General features: G+C 39.5%; 18 protein-coding genes. 8 read left to right on the plus strand and 10 right to left on the minus strand.

Annotated elements, in window-relative coordinates; translation table 11 throughout:
- Nucleotides 1–191: 191 nt before the first annotated feature.
- The 3 genes from AC559H_RS21540 to AC559H_RS21550 are packed head-to-tail and all read right to left on the minus strand — an operon-like array spanning nucleotide 192 to nucleotide 3,884.
- Nucleotides 192–2,126 (minus strand): P-loop NTPase family protein, encoded by a 1,935-nt coding sequence (locus AC559H_RS21540; RefSeq protein WP_027250318.1) that lies wholly within the window; start codon nucleotides 2,124–2,126, stop codon nucleotides 192–194.
- 53 nt (nucleotides 2,127–2,179) lie between these two features.
- Nucleotides 2,180–3,685, minus strand: coding sequence for a GTPase (locus AC559H_RS21545; protein ID WP_026794979.1), 1,506 nt, complete (start codon nucleotides 3,683–3,685; stop codon nucleotides 2,180–2,182).
- 49 nt (nucleotides 3,686–3,734) lie between these two features.
- A complete protein-coding gene (locus tag AC559H_RS21550; protein WP_155806295.1) occupies nucleotides 3,735–3,884 on the minus strand; it encodes a hypothetical protein in 150 nt (49 codons plus the stop codon).
- A 212-nt stretch (nucleotides 3,885–4,096) separates the two neighbouring features.
- Here AC559H_RS21550 and AC559H_RS21555 point away from each other — a divergent pair, with 212 nt between their 5' ends.
- The 3 genes from AC559H_RS21555 (at nucleotide 4,097) to AC559H_RS21565 (ending at nucleotide 7,164) form a co-directional block, all read left to right on the plus strand.
- Entirely contained in the window at nucleotides 4,097–5,470 is a 1,374-nt protein-coding gene (locus AC559H_RS21555) for a helix-turn-helix domain-containing protein (protein WP_026788412.1), read from the plus strand.
- A gap of 373 nt (nucleotides 5,471–5,843) precedes the next feature.
- On the plus strand, nucleotides 5,844–6,500 hold the full coding sequence (locus AC559H_RS21560; protein WP_026788413.1) for a sigma-70 family RNA polymerase sigma factor: 657 nt from the start codon (nucleotides 5,844–5,846) through the stop codon (nucleotides 6,498–6,500).
- Between the two features lie 112 nt (nucleotides 6,501–6,612).
- Nucleotides 6,613–7,164, plus strand: coding sequence for an anti-sigma factor family protein (locus AC559H_RS21565; RefSeq protein WP_051319737.1), 552 nt, complete (start codon nucleotides 6,613–6,615; stop codon nucleotides 7,162–7,164).
- Nucleotides 7,165–7,221: 57 nt separating this feature from the next.
- On the opposite strand, the gene AC559H_RS21570 is transcribed toward AC559H_RS21565, so the two are convergent.
- Nucleotides 7,222–7,629: a gamma-glutamylcyclotransferase family protein gene (locus AC559H_RS21570; RefSeq protein ID WP_026788414.1), complete on the minus strand. Its 408-nt coding sequence runs from the start codon at nucleotides 7,627–7,629 to the stop codon at nucleotides 7,222–7,224.
- Between the two features lie 138 nt (nucleotides 7,630–7,767).
- On the opposite strand from AC559H_RS21570, the gene AC559H_RS21575 reads away from it, so the two are divergent.
- On the plus strand, nucleotides 7,768–8,367 hold the full coding sequence (locus tag AC559H_RS21575; protein WP_026794977.1) for a VOC family protein: 600 nt from the start codon (nucleotides 7,768–7,770) through the stop codon (nucleotides 8,365–8,367).
- Between the two features lie 64 nt (nucleotides 8,368–8,431).
- Here AC559H_RS21575 and AC559H_RS21580 read toward each other — a convergent pair whose 3' ends face one another.
- Both AC559H_RS21580 and AC559H_RS21585 read right to left on the minus strand, forming a co-directional pair.
- The gene (locus tag AC559H_RS21580; protein WP_026794976.1) at nucleotides 8,432–9,091 is read right to left on the minus strand and encodes a diguanylate cyclase domain-containing protein; all 660 of its coding nucleotides are present in this window, start codon (nucleotides 9,089–9,091) and stop codon (nucleotides 8,432–8,434) included.
- Between the two features lie 151 nt (nucleotides 9,092–9,242).
- Nucleotides 9,243–9,791, minus strand: coding sequence for a DUF2854 domain-containing protein (locus tag AC559H_RS21585; RefSeq protein ID WP_026794975.1), 549 nt, complete (start codon nucleotides 9,789–9,791; stop codon nucleotides 9,243–9,245).
- Nucleotides 9,792–9,865: 74 nt separating this feature from the next.
- Here AC559H_RS21585 and AC559H_RS21590 point away from each other — a divergent pair, with 74 nt between their 5' ends.
- On the plus strand, nucleotides 9,866–10,132 hold the full coding sequence (locus tag AC559H_RS21590) for a hypothetical protein (RefSeq protein WP_026788418.1): 267 nt from the start codon (nucleotides 9,866–9,868) through the stop codon (nucleotides 10,130–10,132).
- Between the two features lie 12 nt (nucleotides 10,133–10,144).
- Here AC559H_RS21590 and AC559H_RS21595 read toward each other — a convergent pair whose 3' ends face one another.
- Together AC559H_RS21595 and AC559H_RS21600 are read right to left on the minus strand one after the other, a co-directional pair.
- Entirely contained in the window at nucleotides 10,145–11,236 is a 1,092-nt protein-coding gene (locus AC559H_RS21595) for a saccharopine dehydrogenase family protein (RefSeq protein WP_026788419.1), read from the minus strand.
- A 27-nt stretch (nucleotides 11,237–11,263) separates the two neighbouring features.
- On the minus strand, nucleotides 11,264–12,052 hold the full coding sequence (locus AC559H_RS21600; RefSeq protein WP_026794974.1) for a hypothetical protein: 789 nt from the start codon (nucleotides 12,050–12,052) through the stop codon (nucleotides 11,264–11,266).
- Nucleotides 12,053–12,218: 166 nt separating this feature from the next.
- Here AC559H_RS21600 and AC559H_RS21605 point away from each other — a divergent pair, with 166 nt between their 5' ends.
- On the plus strand, nucleotides 12,219–12,698 hold the full coding sequence (locus AC559H_RS21605) for a cobalamin biosynthesis protein (RefSeq protein WP_233423070.1): 480 nt from the start codon (nucleotides 12,219–12,221) through the stop codon (nucleotides 12,696–12,698).
- Nucleotides 12,699–12,881: 183 nt separating this feature from the next.
- Nucleotides 12,882–13,346 (plus strand): hypothetical protein, encoded by a 465-nt coding sequence (locus AC559H_RS21610; protein ID WP_026788422.1) that lies wholly within the window; start codon nucleotides 12,882–12,884, stop codon nucleotides 13,344–13,346.
- A 238-nt stretch (nucleotides 13,347–13,584) separates the two neighbouring features.
- On the opposite strand, the gene AC559H_RS21615 is transcribed toward AC559H_RS21610, so the two are convergent.
- On the minus strand, nucleotides 13,585–14,418 hold the full coding sequence (locus tag AC559H_RS21615; protein ID WP_026794972.1) for an Rpn family recombination-promoting nuclease/putative transposase: 834 nt from the start codon (nucleotides 14,416–14,418) through the stop codon (nucleotides 13,585–13,587).
- Nucleotides 14,419–14,518: 100 nt separating this feature from the next.
- On the opposite strand from AC559H_RS21615, the gene AC559H_RS21620 reads away from it, so the two are divergent.
- Nucleotides 14,519–15,076 (plus strand): glutathione S-transferase family protein, encoded by a 558-nt coding sequence (locus AC559H_RS21620; protein WP_026788424.1) that lies wholly within the window; start codon nucleotides 14,519–14,521, stop codon nucleotides 15,074–15,076.
- 96 nt (nucleotides 15,077–15,172) lie between these two features.
- Here AC559H_RS21620 and AC559H_RS21625 read toward each other — a convergent pair whose 3' ends face one another.
- On the minus strand, nucleotides 15,173–15,310 hold the full coding sequence (locus AC559H_RS21625) for a photosystem II reaction center protein K (RefSeq protein ID WP_071782508.1): 138 nt from the start codon (nucleotides 15,308–15,310) through the stop codon (nucleotides 15,173–15,175).
- Between the last annotated feature and the right edge of the window lie 238 nt (nucleotides 15,311–15,548).

Raw genomic sequence — 15,548 nt, forward strand, 5'->3', positions numbered from 1 at the left:
GCGCTTTGTTTTGGAGGGGCGATCGCACTCTCAGAAACAAGAAAAGGCGATCGCTCCGAGCGAAAAGAATAAGAAAGGCGATCGCTTTTTTTTAGGTAGGGGTGCGATTGCTCTTCACCAAAGTTACATTAAACGCCGATGAATGTTAGGTTGAGTTTGGAAAGCTAACTTACGGGAGAGTTGCGATCGAACTAGATATCTTCTAAACGCTCCCGAATTTCAGTTACGGTTGTTATCGCACCATCAAGGGCTTGAAGCAGCTTACTTAAACTTTCACCTTCACGTCGAATTACTTGGGCAATACTATCGACCGACTTTTGAACAGAATCTCGAAGTTTGTCAGCAACTTGTTCTTGCAACTCAGCAGATGCCTCATCAGCTATACGCAAAATTTGTTCCTCGATCTCTTGTTTAGCCTTTTTTTCTTCTGCTTGACCACTCATCCAGCGTCGAATAGCAAAGAAGACAGCACTTCCTAAAGGATTAAGAATAATACCTAGTAAGGAAGCTATAATTGCATCAAAAGTAAAGATGCCAATAATATCGTCCACAATGCTGTATTGAACCTCAGATACTGCTCTATTAATTGCAGTCTCAAGTGCTTGACCAGAACCTGTCAAATTGAGATTAGTGCCATCAAACGATTCAAGAGATACCCCCTTTGACAGCCGTTCCCTTACCGCTTGCTGCTGAAGTTCAGCCAATTGTGATTTAAAGGTTGCTTCTAGCAGCTTGCTGATCGAATCAGCTTCATCATTGATTGTGCGCTTAATATCTTTAGGCTTAATACTTTCACGCAATAAATCTTCGACCTCTGTTTTCCAACGATCTCTCAATTCTTCCTGAACAGCTTTAGCACCGAACTTTTCAGATCCCCACCACTCTTTCGGCCACAAACCCTTAATTCGATCCTTGACAGAGACACTAGGCTTCCATCCGTCAAGTCCATCTTTGATTTGAGAATACAAGTCGCGTTTTAGACGATTTTTTAGGCTTTCTAATCGAGAGCTTAAAAGTGTCATTATGGAGTTAGAATTGACAGAAACTTTGATTCCTAATTTCTCTAAATCAGCAACCAATTCATCAACAGATCGCTTGGTGCGTTCATTTTTCAGAACCTCTGTTGTATTAGTTAGAGAGCGTTTGAGAATTATTTTAGGACGATCTAACTTGATTTGAATGCCCTCTTCCATAAGGATACTTTTCAGAGCATCTATCACTTCGGTAAGCTCAATTTTTCCGTAACGTTCATAGCTTCCTGTTTCTTCATCAAAAATCCTTTGGGTTGTAGTAGCCGGAACAATTGTTAGGGTTCGCTTGAATAGGTTACTTAATCCACCGAAAGTTTTACCTCCCCAAAGAATCCACTTCTTTTTTTTCTCCCATTCCTTTTGCTGATTATCTATTTTTGGGATATTCTGAATTACTGTATTCCACTTGTTAACAACAATCAGGGCTTTTTTGTTAGAAGCAGTTTCCGGAGTTAACTCACTAGCATCTTTTAGTCCAACTATATGCCGCACAACAAAGTCATAATCATCACGGGTGAGATCGGACTGAGCATTGGATAGAAAAATCAGGCAATCAGCCTTGTTAATAAAAGGAGCAATTGTAGTGTTGTCGTGAACAACACCACCTGTCCCTGGAATGTCAACCAGTCGAATGTGGCTAGATTCAACCAAGAATTCATATACATTTGTGGTTGCAACTTCACCTGCAATAATGACAGCATCTTCTGTCGGTTGAAAGTTACTGCTGGAGCGAAGCCATTGATTAAGTTGATCGGGGTTAACATTAAGAAAGTCGCAGATCATTGATGTTTTACCAGCACTTACGGCTCCCATGAATACCAATGTGAAATAGTTGACATTCTCTTCACAATCTTTGAAATCATCTTTCACTTCTCGAATGTACTCACGAAGTCTCGTAGCAAGAGCCGTAAACTCAGAGAAAGTCTGGAGCTTGTTACAATGCTGTAAAAGTTGCTCGCAATAACTTTCTTTCAACAGGAAGATAGGTTGAAATTTTTGGGAAATATCGTTGATTAAAACCGGAGCAAAATCATCAAGCAGAGTATTTGCATTGATGCTAACGCGGAAGGTTTTGTAAGCTGGTTGTTGTGTCATTTTTTTCTCCTGTGTTACTCGAATATGTACATTTTTAAAAAAATAGACCTGATTCAATCAATAGAGGTTAAAACCTCATAAAAAGATTCTAGGGAATCCGCATAATTTTTGTAAAAATAATATTCTTCAACGATGTTAATTTTTGTCAAATTTGTAAAGATATTTTCCGAAATATTTTTTTGGAATTGAGTAAGCCAGTTATCAATTTCATTTGCAGCATTATTAAAATATTGATCGGATTGTTCAATGCTTCGGTCAAATGTATCTCTATCTTTATCCAAAAACCAATAATCATCAAAAGCATCCCAAATTTCGTATATAGAATTTTTCAAATTCGATATAATCGAGTCACTACTAGGTTCGCTAATTTGAAAGCTTCCAACTAAATTTCTTGCAACAATTAAAATATTACTTCGCAAGTTACTAACAAATATCTGAAATTCAGAGACTATTTCATCCTGATATCTATCTCGGCATTGCATAGACTTATTCTTCTTCCATCTAAAATTATCACCTTGCCAAAAACGCTCATCACCCGTAGTTTGATAATTCCGCATCTCTTGAAGACAAGATCCTCTAATTTTTCCAATACGGTTAGATAAGGTATCCACTTCTCTATTAATGGATTCATTTATTTGTCCGATTACTGTTTGAATTTTATATGTCATTTGTTCGCCCAGTTTTTCTTCACGTTTTCGTAGTGCGATGTAACTGGCAATTACAATTGAATATTTACTTGCAACTTCAACCAATTCAACTTCAGCACGATTGATAGCACTGTTAGAGTTAACTTCAAGAGATTCGTAAATCACTTGCCTTAATTGGCGCTCTCGATCGCTATTTGAATATCTTCTTGCCTCGGCTACTGAGAATGAGACAATCGGAATCTCATAGTCGAAAAGTCTAGCAATTCCTTCAAATTCCATCTTTTCATTACCATGACTCAGAAAGTTGATATAGCTCTGAATCTGCTTCTGTTTAAATTTTTCAGGTAAATCAGATAAGCAGTCTATTTTGTTGATGACAATAACAATCCGTTGTAATGCTTTGCTTTTGAGTACCTCGTTGCTTTTCAGAAACTCGTAAAAATGTCTCGGAATCGGATAGCTAACATCAAATACAAGTAGTAAAAGATTGGCTCGACGGATGATGCCTTTAACTATTGTGTCATCTTCTTCGCAAAGAACAGAACCTAAACCAGGCAAGTCAATAATCACTGTCTCTTCATCAATTTTGGCTTCCTGAGCTTGTGAGGTTTCACGAATAGATGCTTCTTGAAAAACACCAGATTCTCCAAGATTTAGAAGGTGATTTCCAAGAGCAGATTTGCCTGCATTAACCATTCCAACTAATGCAATAACTTTTGTATTGCGATAATCGTGAAGAAACTCCCAAAAACTTTCTAATCGCTCAATGTCTTGCTGGACATTTTCGACAAGATTAGCTTTTGCAAAGGTCGAACCTGCCTCGTCAGCCAGAAGAATCGTCTCTTCAGGAAGAGTCTCTAAGGCCCTGATTAATGAATCTTTAATGTCTGAAAGGCTTGTAAAATCAGTCAAGTCTTTCCTCCTTTTCCAAAATTCCCTCTATCAATATCACCAGAATTTGTCATTTTTTGTCATTTTTGCCTTTTCCCACAACGGCGGCACCTACTATAAGGAATGCAATAATTGCCCCAAATGGCCCTAATCCTGCCAAGAGAGCCAAAACTATTGCGCCAACTACCATAACTCCCAAAAACTTTAAAATTCCATCCATACTCCTCTCCAATGGCTAAAACTTACTTCTGTCTGTTACCATTTTCCTTATAAATAAAAGCTTTGTCTAGCCCAAAAACATCCTATTTTGCCCCCCAACCCCCCCCACTTTCACTCTCTTTAATCTACTTTTATACAAAAATATACGAAATTGTACGAAAATGCTGGCAGATGTGAGCTACAATACAAAAAACCTCGCATCTACCAAACCAGATGAATCTTAAAGAAATGTTAAAATTCGCTGATGATATAGTATTTGCTAAAACAGGCCAACATCTTGACGATTTACAAGCAGCGGTACTGCGAGGAACTCTACAACGCGAGACATACAAAGAAATAGCTAAGGATTTTGACTGTTCTGAAAGTCGCATCAGAGAAATTGGATCGGAATTATGGCAATTACTTTCAGAAGAATTAGGAGAAGATGTTAATAAAAAGAATTTTAGATCGGCAATAGAGAGGTTACAAAACTATAATATTTTAAACTTTGCAGAAGTGACACAAAACGTGACCAGTAGTTTCAACACCTGTGAACAACCCAGACACCCACCAAATACACCAAACTCACACCCACCAAATCAAGAAACATCTAACACAAAACAACCTGAAACTCCACATCAAGATTTAAGCGAGATGCCTGATTTGGGTGCTTTTTACGATCGCACTCCTGAACTAGAAACCCTGACCACCTGGATTTTACAAGAACAATGTCGCCTGATTGCTATTACGGGTATTAGTGGAATCGGCAAAACATCCCTAGCAGTACAAATCGTACAACAAATAAAAAATCAATTCGATTACATAATTTGGCGCACTATAAACGTATCCCACACCCTAGACGAATTTCAACAGGAACTAATTCAGCTTTTCTCCCAGTCAGAAAAACTAGACTCCCCTACAACTAAACCGAAACCCTTATCCCTAATTAAGTATTTACAAAAGCATCGCTGTTTAATCATATTAGATGATGTTCACAATCTTTTCAGTAGTGGCGAATTGGCAGGAAAGTATAAACCAGAATATGAAGAATATCGCCATTTTTTTAAACAGATAGAAAAATTATCCCATCAAAGTTGCTTTCTTTTAATCGGTTGGGAACAACCCAGAGAAATTTCTCAAATTGAAAGCCAAAATAATCCTATTCGTACCTTACAAATCACAGGTTTAGATATCGCAGCCGCCGGGGAAATACTCAGAGATTACGGGTTAGCAGAAATCGACTACTCAATACTTATTCACCGTTACCAAGGCAACCCTTTATGGTTAAAAAGTGTCGCAACTCTGATTCAAGAATTAGGAGTCAATGTTACTGATTTATTACAAAATGATACCATCTTATTACCCGAAGATGTTAAAGATATTTTACGGCAACAGTGCGATCGCCTGTCCGATAGAGAAAAACAAATATTGTCCATACTGGCTAGGGAAACTCAACCCCTAAAACTGGCAAAATTAATAGACAAACAACCGAATTTAAACTTAGAATTAGTTAATGTCTTACAATCTTTACAACGGCGTTGTTTAGTAGAAAAAATTGAGGATAGTTTCTGGTTGCCACCTCTAATCAAGCAGTATTTCCTCATCTAAAAAAGATGAAGATTAGAAAAATACCCAAGTTTAAATATCCCCTAGGATTAATGAGACAAGATTAATCTATGGGCGAATTTTAATTCTGCTTCCCACAGATAAATTTTATCGACCCGCCCTTTTTCTGATTTCCAATTTTCCCGAAACTCAATCCGAGCAAACGTATCCTTTCATACAACGAAACCCCGGATTTGATGAGAAACTTTTCATGACAAAGGGCAGAACTTCCACTAACATTAGGGAAAAACACCCGTTAGGTGAAAAAACTCATCTCTAGTCCTGGTATCATAACTAATCAGTTTGAACCCAGGAACACTATCAATCCGGGTCGCGTCAACAACTAACGGAATCTTTCATCAACCAAGTTCCACCCATGAGCCAATCTATCCCCATCTCTTGGTCTAAGGCAGGCGTCTCTATCCCCCTAGAGCAACTGCCCCTCGAACAACTCCCCAATAACGATTTAGTCCTGCGGTGTCAAGAGGGAGTCTGTCCAGATAAAGCAGCCTTTACAGAATTGCTTCGTCGGTATCAGTCCCATGTTGATAAGATTCTCTATCACCTGGCCCCAGACTGGCAGGATCGGGCTGACTTAGCCCAGGAAGTCTGGATTCGGGTCTATCGTAATATTAAACGTCTACAAGAACCCGTCAAATTTCGGGGCTGGTTAAGTCGAATTGCCACTAATTTATTTTACGATGAACTCCGCAAGCGCAAACGGGTCAAACCCCCCTTATCTTTAGATGCTCCTCGCAGTATAGAAGATGGGGAAATGGATTGGGAAATTGCCTCCGATGGCCCAGGCCCCGATGAGGATATGGCAACCCGTGAATTCTATAGTCATCTTCATGAAGCGATCGCCGATTTACCCGAAGCATTCCGCACCACGATTGTTTTGCGGGAAATTGAAGGATTAGCTTATGAAGAAATCGCTGAAATTACCGGGGTTTCCCTGGGAACAGTAAAATCGAGAATCGCCAGAGCCCGTCAACGCTTACAAACCGATCTGCAAGTGTATCTCAATCCCTAAAATCTGTGTAGGCGAGCGGGTGAAATTCCCGTTAATAGGGATATAATAGTTCTATAGGTTAAACCCCAATTTCTCATGTCTGATTTCATATTTGGTGAACGGGGGTGTTCGGATGAAGCATAATCTTGAGCCAGAACCACAAACTCACTTAACCATCGGGGGACATATATCTGAGGAACACTCGGATCTTGACCCTAAAATCCAATTACTCAGTGCCTACTTGGACAATGAAGCGACGGTGACAGAACGCCGTCAAGTTCAGCTTTGGCTGGATACTGATCCCAAGATTAAGGCAACTTATCTACAATTACTACAACTGCGTTCTCGCCTACAAAACGCTCCTGTTCCTGCTTCTGGTACTTCGGTGCAACAACTGACCACCCTGGTTTTCCAAAGGTTAAATCAGAGAACCCGTAGGATGGCAACTTGGGGAGGAACTGCGATCGCGGCTTTATTAGTGATGACTTTTTCTAGTACAATTTCAGGCAATTCCGGGCGTTTTCCGATGTTTGCCCAGTCTGAAACCCTGAACAATTCGGAACCCTTACAAATTGCTTTAAATGAACCTCTGATCCCAATTATTACTCCGAATGCGGTTAGTATTAGTGTGGATCAACCGATTATTCCGATTCCTAAAGCCGCAGTTTCAAGACCCATCAATTAAAATAATATAACCCCAGAGACTTTAAAATATAAGGTTTTTTGGGGTTATATTTTAGGTCTAATCTTGGTTTTTCCAACACCCATCAGGAATTAAAACCCCGGAATAAAACTCAACGGTTTTAATATCCATCAAATAAACCCAAACTAAGCCTAAAGGTTGATGGTTGAGATCAAATACAGAAATTTGTTGTCGCTGATATTCGTTTTCTTCAGCCGGGCGATGGGGTTGGTAATCTTCTAATTGATCTAAGTCTAAAAAAATATTAGGGTCTGCAAAGGATAAAATCACCCCCTGTACCATACCATCCCCAGCTACCATCCCCGGATAACCTAAAGATAGAGCATAGAGTGTTCCCACCGCTAAAGCCGGACGCTGGGCCAGGACTCGCCCCTGACAATAGCGTTGATAGTTATATTCCCCTGGCTTGAGCGTACCGTATACAAACACATCAATCTGATTGGTCATCGTTAAGCTGCAACGTCTGGACTAAAAAAATATGATTGTACAGGAGTTGCTGAAACTTTTTGTTAACATGATCACTAGCAGATCATCTCAGCCTTTGGGATGGCAGCGATTATTGGTTTCCTACCTCTGAATTTATTTATGCTGATAGCCGTTAATTTTATGAATTTTTCATTTCATTTTTTACCGTTAAGTACGTTTTTCCCTGAATTTCCGGTTTTTGACGGGATTTTTTCGACTCAGGGGGTGATGGTGATGCTACTGGCGGCCTATGCCGTGGCCATGTGGATGTTTCTCACCAGCGCACCGAAAGTACATACAATTATGGTTTCTGATTTGAATGTAGCCAGGGATTTTTACGAGGGTTTATTAGGACTGTCCGTGGCCGATGTGCCTTTACATTATTACTATAACTATGAACAAACTTTAGGAGCGACCGGAATTGATCCCCTGTATCTTTCTGCCCCCGTCGGGAACACTGTAACATCTAAAATGCAGGGTACGGAGGGATTATGGTATCAACTAATGAAAAACACTCAGTTACATATTATTAGCGGGGCTAGTTATGGTTCCAAAGATCAAGAACGTCATGTTTGTTTTGATAAAGACTGTTTAGAACAAATTTTAATGCAGGTACAATTGCGCGGGGTAAAACATAAAATTCGCAGTGAAAGACCGTTAAATTTTTTAGTGAAAGATTTAGATGACCGTGTTATTGAAATGACGGAAGTTAAGAGTTAACAGGGGGAGCAGGGGAGGTAAACTTTTTCTATTACCCATTACTCATTACCCATTCCCTATTTCCTTAAAAATAAACACAACGTTCTCCTGTCATTTTAGCTTGTTGTAGGGCTTGATTTATTCGTTCAATGCAGGCGCGATAGTGTTCATTGGGTTGAACTTTTGTATATCCAATATATACAGAAGAATTAGAGGGATTATTTTCAAGGGATTCTTCTTGATTAACTAAACGATCTAAAATTCGGTTGAGTGCTATTTTTGTTCCGGGTAATTCCGAAAAAATAGCTAATAGAAATTCATCCGTTTTCCATTGGGCGACCCAATCACTTTCTCGCAAAATTTGTTTTAATTCCTGCATTAAATTAATAATTTGGCAGGATGGAGTTGCTAAAAAATCTGGGTTTTCATCAGTTAACTGGCTGTCTTCGACGTTAATTATAGCAACACATAGGGATAAATGGTGACGGTTTGCTATACTTAAACACTGGCGAAGATGGGTTTCTGCGGTTTCTCGTTCCAGAACAATTTGCAGGGATTCTTCCTGACGAGACAGAATAATATTTTCTAGGTCTAAAATCTTTTGTTCGTTATTTTTAATTCCCAATTCAATCGCTTGGTGAAGTTGATTTATTTCCAGATAAATACTGGGAGTAAATTTTGGAATTTCTCCTTGATTAAAATATAAATTTAAGGCTTTTGTTATCAATAAAATAGACTCTTTCATATAGTTAATATATCGGGATAATAAAATAATACCAGCTAGATAGGAGTAGGTGAACTACCATAAAACCCTGTCGTCGAGGGACAGCGCACCTTGAAAACTAGGGTTATGGGGTTCTGTATTACTTCAGCATACTATCTACTGAAGAACCAAACTAACTTTTATCTGAAATTAAAGCAACATCAATCTGTTCTTCTCGGGGTTGGCTAATTTCAACTTGTAAATTAGGGCCAAAAAATTTAGCAATTTTGTCTTGTTTTTTTTGCCAATTTTCCAAAGACATAAACGGAGAATCAAACTCTAAAATCAAAGAATAGGAATCATTAATGAGGGTTTCTCGAACACCTTGGAGGAGGGGACGTTCTTCACGGTTAGGGCTAAGTCCCAGACGTTCTAGGACATCGGATAAATGGGCTTCTTGGCCATAGCGATACCGGGTGACATCCTTGCGGACTTGATTTTGGGTGTCTGTAGCCTGTTGTTCTCGGCGAGCTAAGACCTCAGAGGAGGTGGCTTGAGTAAATGGGATGGGTTTGAGTTCCGCCGCTTTCAGGGCTAACCCTCCCAACAATACGGGAATTCCATAGAAAAATCCAGCTAAGTTTAAGGTGGCATTATCCGCAAAATAGGCGGCAAAACCAACTACAGTTAAGATTCCACCCACCACTAAACCTAGGGCGCCCAAAGAAGTTTGACGTAACATATTAATCAAAAGTATTCTGCTAGAACTCACTGTGTTGATTCTAAACTGCTACGCCCTTTTATTAAACGTTCAATATGAACACCAACGACGAAGATCAATCTATTTCTAGTATAAAACGCAAGCTCCTAGAACAGATCAATACCCTCAAGTGCGAAGATGAACGAATGTACAACATCCTGGCCATTGATGTTTGGGCTTTAGCGAAAACGATGGATGAGTTTCAACCCGGGTTTTGGGGGGCGTTTATGAAAAATCGTGAAAAAGCCTTAAAACGTTTCCTGGCTGAGTCGGCTAAAAATAAAACCGACACGGATAGTAAACGCCCTCCATTTTTGCGCTAATCTGTTTAATTTCTAACTAAAATTGGTTTGAATATTAACCCCGCGTTGATTCAGGGCGGCTTCAAATAATGGAGTCGAAAGTATTTGTTCTACGGGCCAAACTCCGGGCTTTTGCACTTTACCATTTAAGCAAAGTTCCGCAATTGTTCCGGTGCCAATTCCGGCAATTTTAGCGGTATTTTCATGAACAATTGTAGAACAAAAATCAACGGTTTTTCCCTGTTTAATTCCGGTAACACAGGAACGAACTGCTACCCCGATACCACTCCAAAGATCGGTTACATTGGTCATCCGATAACTTACCTGGGATAAAAACTCAATCACGGCGGGATTTTTTAGCCAACTTTCTGGCCACCAATGGGCAACGCTCCAAGTTAAATAATTATAAAAATCGGGAATAGTACCAAATTTGGTAATCACAGTTTTAACGGGAAAAGAGTCTACTAAAGTGAAACATTCTGGCATATCAAACCAATAAACTCCGGTTTTTCCATAGGGGGAAGGAAATTCAATGGTTTCCCTTTCGCTATAGGGTTTAATCGTTTGCCATTGTCCGTTTATCCACACTTGAAATGGAGATTGTAGCCCTAAAAAAGTAGTTCTCATAACAGTAATTCCAGCCCCCCCAGACCCTCCCACCACATAACTTAGGTGAATTTTTTCGACTTGATCAAATTGTTCCACTCCTTGACGCACCATGCTATTAGAAATACCGGGGAAAATACCTGTATTAATAATAGCGGTGACTCCGGCATTTTTAGCTGCTTCAGAATGCTCTAAAATCCGGCGGGTAAAGTCTCGATTATCACTGACATCAATATAGTTAACGTGATGTTGAATACAGGTTTTTAAAACTCCTAAATCTCGATATTGAAATGGCCCGGCACAGTGAATAACTAAGTCAGAATTGGCGATCGCATTTTCTAATTTATCCTGATCTGCTAAATCTAATTCTAACTGTTGAAATCGGGGATTAATTCCTATATTTCTTGTCAATTTTCGTCCAGTAATGGTAATCTCGGCGGCGGTATGTTGGGCTAGATATTCGGCAACACTATTGCCAATTCGTCCTCTGCCTCCTAGGATTAAAACTCGTTGATTCATGGGATTATCTCCTGAGTATTATGGGTTTTATTCTAAATACTGAAAAATAGCATTTGCGGTTAATAAATTAGTTGCAAATAAAACCTGTTGTAAGTCACATAATCGCGATAAAGCTTCAACGGATGCGGGGTTAGATTCGACTTTCACCGGATCTCGAAGATACATAATTGCTTTGACTTGATCTAACAGAATTTGATGACCAATAGCGGTTTCACCTAAAATTAAACTTTCGGGTTCAATTACTTGACTAATGGTTAAATTTGTGCTTTCTCTTAAGGCTATTTTTAATTTTTCCGAGGTGACAATGGAAAAGTTATTAATAATATGAAGATGATCCTTGATTAAATTAATTAAATCCGAAAATAAATGATCATCGGCTAATAATACCAGGATTTCTGTATTATCTTTTTTGTCATTTTTTCGTAAATTATTAATCAGATTACTGGTGACAAAATTAACTAATTTAACCGCTAAATAAGGTTGTTTGAGTTTTAATTTTTCAATATCATCAAAGGTCATAATCGCGATCGCCCCATCACTAGCAGCAATAAAATCCGATCGCAAGCCATGAATAAATGCCATTTCCCCTAATATATCCCCTTTAGTCCGACTGGAATTTTCTATCTGGTCATCACTGATGCTGACTTCCCCAGATAGAATAATCCCAAAGGATGAATCCCGACCTGTTTGGGGCATAATCACTTGTAAATCAAAGAACTTATGAATCGAAAAATATTCGCTAATAGTTTCGATTTCTTCTGTATAAAATTCTTGAAGAATATCGAGTTTTAATAATAATTCTGTTCTATGATCCATTATAGATGCTCCGCCTTTTTACCTAAAATAAAAATTGACAACTGGCTCAAAAGTTTTAGTCTGTTTAACAATCCCCCAATACCCGATAATTGTATAAATAGGAGTTTTTCCCATTGATGATCATAAAAGAAACAATTTATCTATCTTAATCTATTACTGTTACTCGATGATTTTTTCCCAATTGCAGAAAATGGTAAGATTTGATACTCCTGAAAGCCAGTGGTTTTCCAAGGTGTTATGGGTCGGTGTCGGTTGTGGACGGTTAACCCCAAGAATTTTAATTGAAATGGCAATTCAGCAGGTTTTACAACAGTATAATTTAGGGGAAAATGCGATCATCGGGATTGCCACTTTAGATATCAAAGGGAATGAACCTGGGTTAGTGGAATTGTGCCAAGCCAAAAATTGGCCCTTACGCACCTTCTCCTCAGAAGTATTGCGGGCTGTGGAGGTTCCTAACCCTTCTGCGGGGGTGGGAATAGCAGTCGGAACAGCGAGTGTAGCCGAAGCCGCTGCCTTAGAAGCCGCCGGAGTTAAAACCTTACTGGTTTCTAAGCAAATTTATCGAGTATCAACGCCTGAGAGCAGACAGGCGGTAACGGTAGCCATTGCTCAAGTTCAACGGAAAACCCCAGGGGAATTTTGATAAAGTTTGGTTAAATATTTTAGCAAAATGTGAAGCTCGATGAGTTTGACAATATCCCTGTTGTTAAAGTCAGGTAAGGGTTTAGACCCTTTCCGGGTCTAATTCGGTTCAGGTGGGGAAGATCGGAACTTGGTACAATGCAACCAGCGAATGATTCTTGGAATTCTGAACCTTTTAATTTTTATGACAACTGCAACAGCTTATCCTAACGCCCCGGATCTCTCGACTGATGATTATGTCGTCATTGGTTTAGCGACCTGTTTTATTAAAGAAGATGGGGAAGTTCATCAAGTGCAAGTGGTTGAACCCATTCCCTCGGCGGCTTTAGAAGCAATTCTTAAAGGAGTTCCGACTTCATATCAAATGGCTTTGGCGGTGACATTAGGTTCTATTTTAACGAATACAGAGGCTAAAATTCCCCCGGAATTAACAACAGATGCCCATTTTTGTGAGAATTTTAGCGATCGCGCGATCGCCGCAACTCGCACTTACAAGAATCGACCCCAAGCTCAACTTCATATTCCTTTAGGAACCAGTTTTAAAGAATTTAATTACTCCTTAGAACGAAAACGGGTTTTAAATTCTGAACGGATGATTCGGAATGAAGATAATGTCAAACAACACGCTTATACTCACCAAGTTCTGTAATTATATAGCAGGAAACAGGGAACAGGGAACGCCGGATCTGGGAACAGCCCCCCCCAAACCCCCGTGCACGGGGGGCTAGGGGGGGAAGGGAATAGGGAGGAAAAGAAAAGACTTCACCGTCTAGGTTCCGTACATCCGTCTTTGTCCTAACTGCCTTGACGATTGCTATATTTAAGAGATTTTAATTGGGGCGAAATCCTGGGCTATTCACTGAATATCTAGGAAATTGCCCCCATATTTAATTATTTTGATTCTCCTGTTCTTGAGTTTGTTCTAACGCTTGAATTTGCGGAACAGTTAACTGTGTTGTTTCGGCAATTTGTTCTAAACTCATTCCCGTTTTTAGTAATAGAATTGCCACTTGTTTTAAGGCTTCAGTACGGCCTTCAGTACGGCCTTCGGTAAGACCTTCAGCACGACCTTCAGCACGACCCTGTTCTTTACCTTGTCGTAGAATTTCTTGATACATGGTAGATTCTTGCATAATATCGCTCCTAATAATCCGTTGAATTACTTCAGGTTCTAACACTAATCCGGCGAGAATTGCAGATGCAGCCATCAAATTACTTTGAACTCGCCTATCTGCAATTTGTTCAGTTATTTGGGAGATTTGAGTTAATACCAGGGCGGGATCATTAGTCTGACTTAATACCGCAAAAGGTAATAACCCAGGAATTCTCAAAAACTCCTCTGTTGGTTGTTCCCAAAGACGAATAACCTCAAATTCATGGGAGGTTTTTTCTAGTCTAAAGGCATTTTGTTGAACTAAAGGAGATTTTGTTGGCTGTAAATAAATCACCACCTGACGCATTGACTTTTGAGGAAACCGTCGATATACCCTAACTCGATAATCTAACATCCGAAATGGCATGATTACATCCGGTTGAGTTTGGAATTCCGTATGCAATATCAACTGATCAGATTGGAGTAAAATTAAGGAATCTGCGCGAATAGGTTCTAAGGATAACTCCGTTGGGCTCAGTTGTGTTAACTGAATCGGAAAACCTAATAACCAACTGGCTAAATCCTCGGAAAAATTCTCCGCTAGAAATTTGCAGATATTATCAAACACGCTTCTTTTTCCTGGGTCTGGTTATTAATCCTGATTTGTCTTTCTAATTTTATGATAAACTTTTTTAGAAAGTTCTCATCTTAAAAAAGGATAAAGATCCATGTTAAAACTTTATGGTGGTGGTCGCAGTCGGGCTTCAATTGTTCAATGGTATTTAGAAGAAATTGGGGTTGCCTACGAGTTTATTTTATTAGATATGGCGGCAGGGGAACACCTGCAACCCGAATTTCTATCAATTAATCCGATTGGTAAAGTTCCAGCTATTGTAGAAGATGATTTTCAACTGTGGGAGTCCGGCGCAATTTTATTATATTTAGCTGAAAAACACGGTAAATTACCAAATTCTGCTGAAGAACGAGCTATCATTACACAATGGGTATTATTTGGCAATGCTACCTTGGGAACGGGGATTTTTATAGAAGCGAATCGGGAAAAAGAAACTCCTCGTTTACTCAATCCTTTAAATAAAATTCTGAGTCAACAACCCTTTTTAATGGGTGATGAATTGAACATAGCTGATATTGCGGTAGGTTCAATTTTGGCTTATATTCCCCTGATGTTGAAGTTGGATTTAAGCCCCTATCCGGCGGTTTTAGAATATATTCAACGTTTAAACGAAAGACCCGCTTTCCAAAAAACAATTGGTGGAAGCAAGTAATATTAACGGGAAAATGCTATCAGCGTCGAGTTAAAAAGATTGGAAAGTCAAACCCCAAATTTTCTAACTCAACGCTGATAGCTTAAACTTGTTTTCTTATTTGAATCCCACAGAGGCTTGCCAAACGAAAGCCAACAACAGGAAAAATACGGGGATAACGGGCAAAATGTCAACAACCGGGCTAAAAATAGAGTAAGCTTCGGGTAGCTTTGCTAACAGCAGTGTTGCTTCCATGAATTAATATACCTCTGGGAAAAATTATTTGGGCGAATTTTTACACATTTTACCACGCCCGGTCATGGCAACTGACGAATTTTAAAAGTTGTCACTCAATCCCAATTTTGGTGATATAGCAGGGAACACCGGAACAGCCCCCCCAAACCCCCCGTGCACGGGGGGCTGTTTCATTTTCCATCGTCAACCCTAAGACCTAACCCCCCAACCCCCTTCCCTACGAGGGAAGGGGGAGTAA

The organism is Planktothrix prolifica NIVA-CYA 540 (assembly GCF_963864145.1).
Taxonomy (GTDB): Bacteria; Cyanobacteriota; Cyanobacteriia; order Cyanobacteriales; family Microcoleaceae; genus Planktothrix; species Planktothrix agardhii.

Excerpts from the sequence above, each read along its gene's own strand:
- AC559H_RS21540 (WP_027250318.1), bottom strand. The coding sequence starts at position 2,126 with ATGACACAACAACCAGCTTACAAAACCTTCCGCGTTAGCATCAATGCA.
- AC559H_RS21550 (WP_155806295.1), bottom strand. The coding sequence starts at position 3,884 with ATGGATGGAATTTTAAAGTTTTTGGGAGTTATGGTAGTTGGCGCAATA.
- AC559H_RS21555 (WP_026788412.1), top strand. The coding sequence starts at position 4,097 with ATGAATCTTAAAGAAATGTTAAAATTCGCTGATGATATAGTATTTGCT.
- AC559H_RS21560 (WP_026788413.1), top strand. The coding sequence starts at position 5,844 with ATGAGCCAATCTATCCCCATCTCTTGGTCTAAGGCAGGCGTCTCTATC.
- AC559H_RS21565 (WP_051319737.1), top strand. The coding sequence starts at position 6,613 with ATGAAGCATAATCTTGAGCCAGAACCACAAACTCACTTAACCATCGGG.
- AC559H_RS21570 (WP_026788414.1), bottom strand. The coding sequence starts at position 7,629 with ATGACCAATCAGATTGATGTGTTTGTATACGGTACGCTCAAGCCAGGG.
- AC559H_RS21575 (WP_026794977.1), top strand. The coding sequence starts at position 7,768 with ATGCTGATAGCCGTTAATTTTATGAATTTTTCATTTCATTTTTTACCG.
- AC559H_RS21580 (WP_026794976.1), bottom strand. The coding sequence starts at position 9,091 with ATGAAAGAGTCTATTTTATTGATAACAAAAGCCTTAAATTTATATTTT.
- AC559H_RS21585 (WP_026794975.1), bottom strand. The coding sequence starts at position 9,791 with ATGTTACGTCAAACTTCTTTGGGCGCCCTAGGTTTAGTGGTGGGTGGA.
- AC559H_RS21590 (WP_026788418.1), top strand. The coding sequence starts at position 9,866 with ATGAACACCAACGACGAAGATCAATCTATTTCTAGTATAAAACGCAAG.
- AC559H_RS21595 (WP_026788419.1), bottom strand. The coding sequence starts at position 11,236 with ATGAATCAACGAGTTTTAATCCTAGGAGGCAGAGGACGAATTGGCAAT.
- AC559H_RS21600 (WP_026794974.1), bottom strand. The coding sequence starts at position 12,052 with ATGGATCATAGAACAGAATTATTATTAAAACTCGATATTCTTCAAGAA.
- AC559H_RS21605 (WP_233423070.1), top strand. The coding sequence starts at position 12,219 with ATGATTTTTTCCCAATTGCAGAAAATGGTAAGATTTGATACTCCTGAA.
- AC559H_RS21610 (WP_026788422.1), top strand. The coding sequence starts at position 12,882 with ATGACAACTGCAACAGCTTATCCTAACGCCCCGGATCTCTCGACTGAT.
- AC559H_RS21620 (WP_026788424.1), top strand. The coding sequence starts at position 14,519 with ATGTTAAAACTTTATGGTGGTGGTCGCAGTCGGGCTTCAATTGTTCAA.
- AC559H_RS21625 (WP_071782508.1), bottom strand. The coding sequence starts at position 15,310 with ATGGAAGCAACACTGCTGTTAGCAAAGCTACCCGAAGCTTACTCTATT.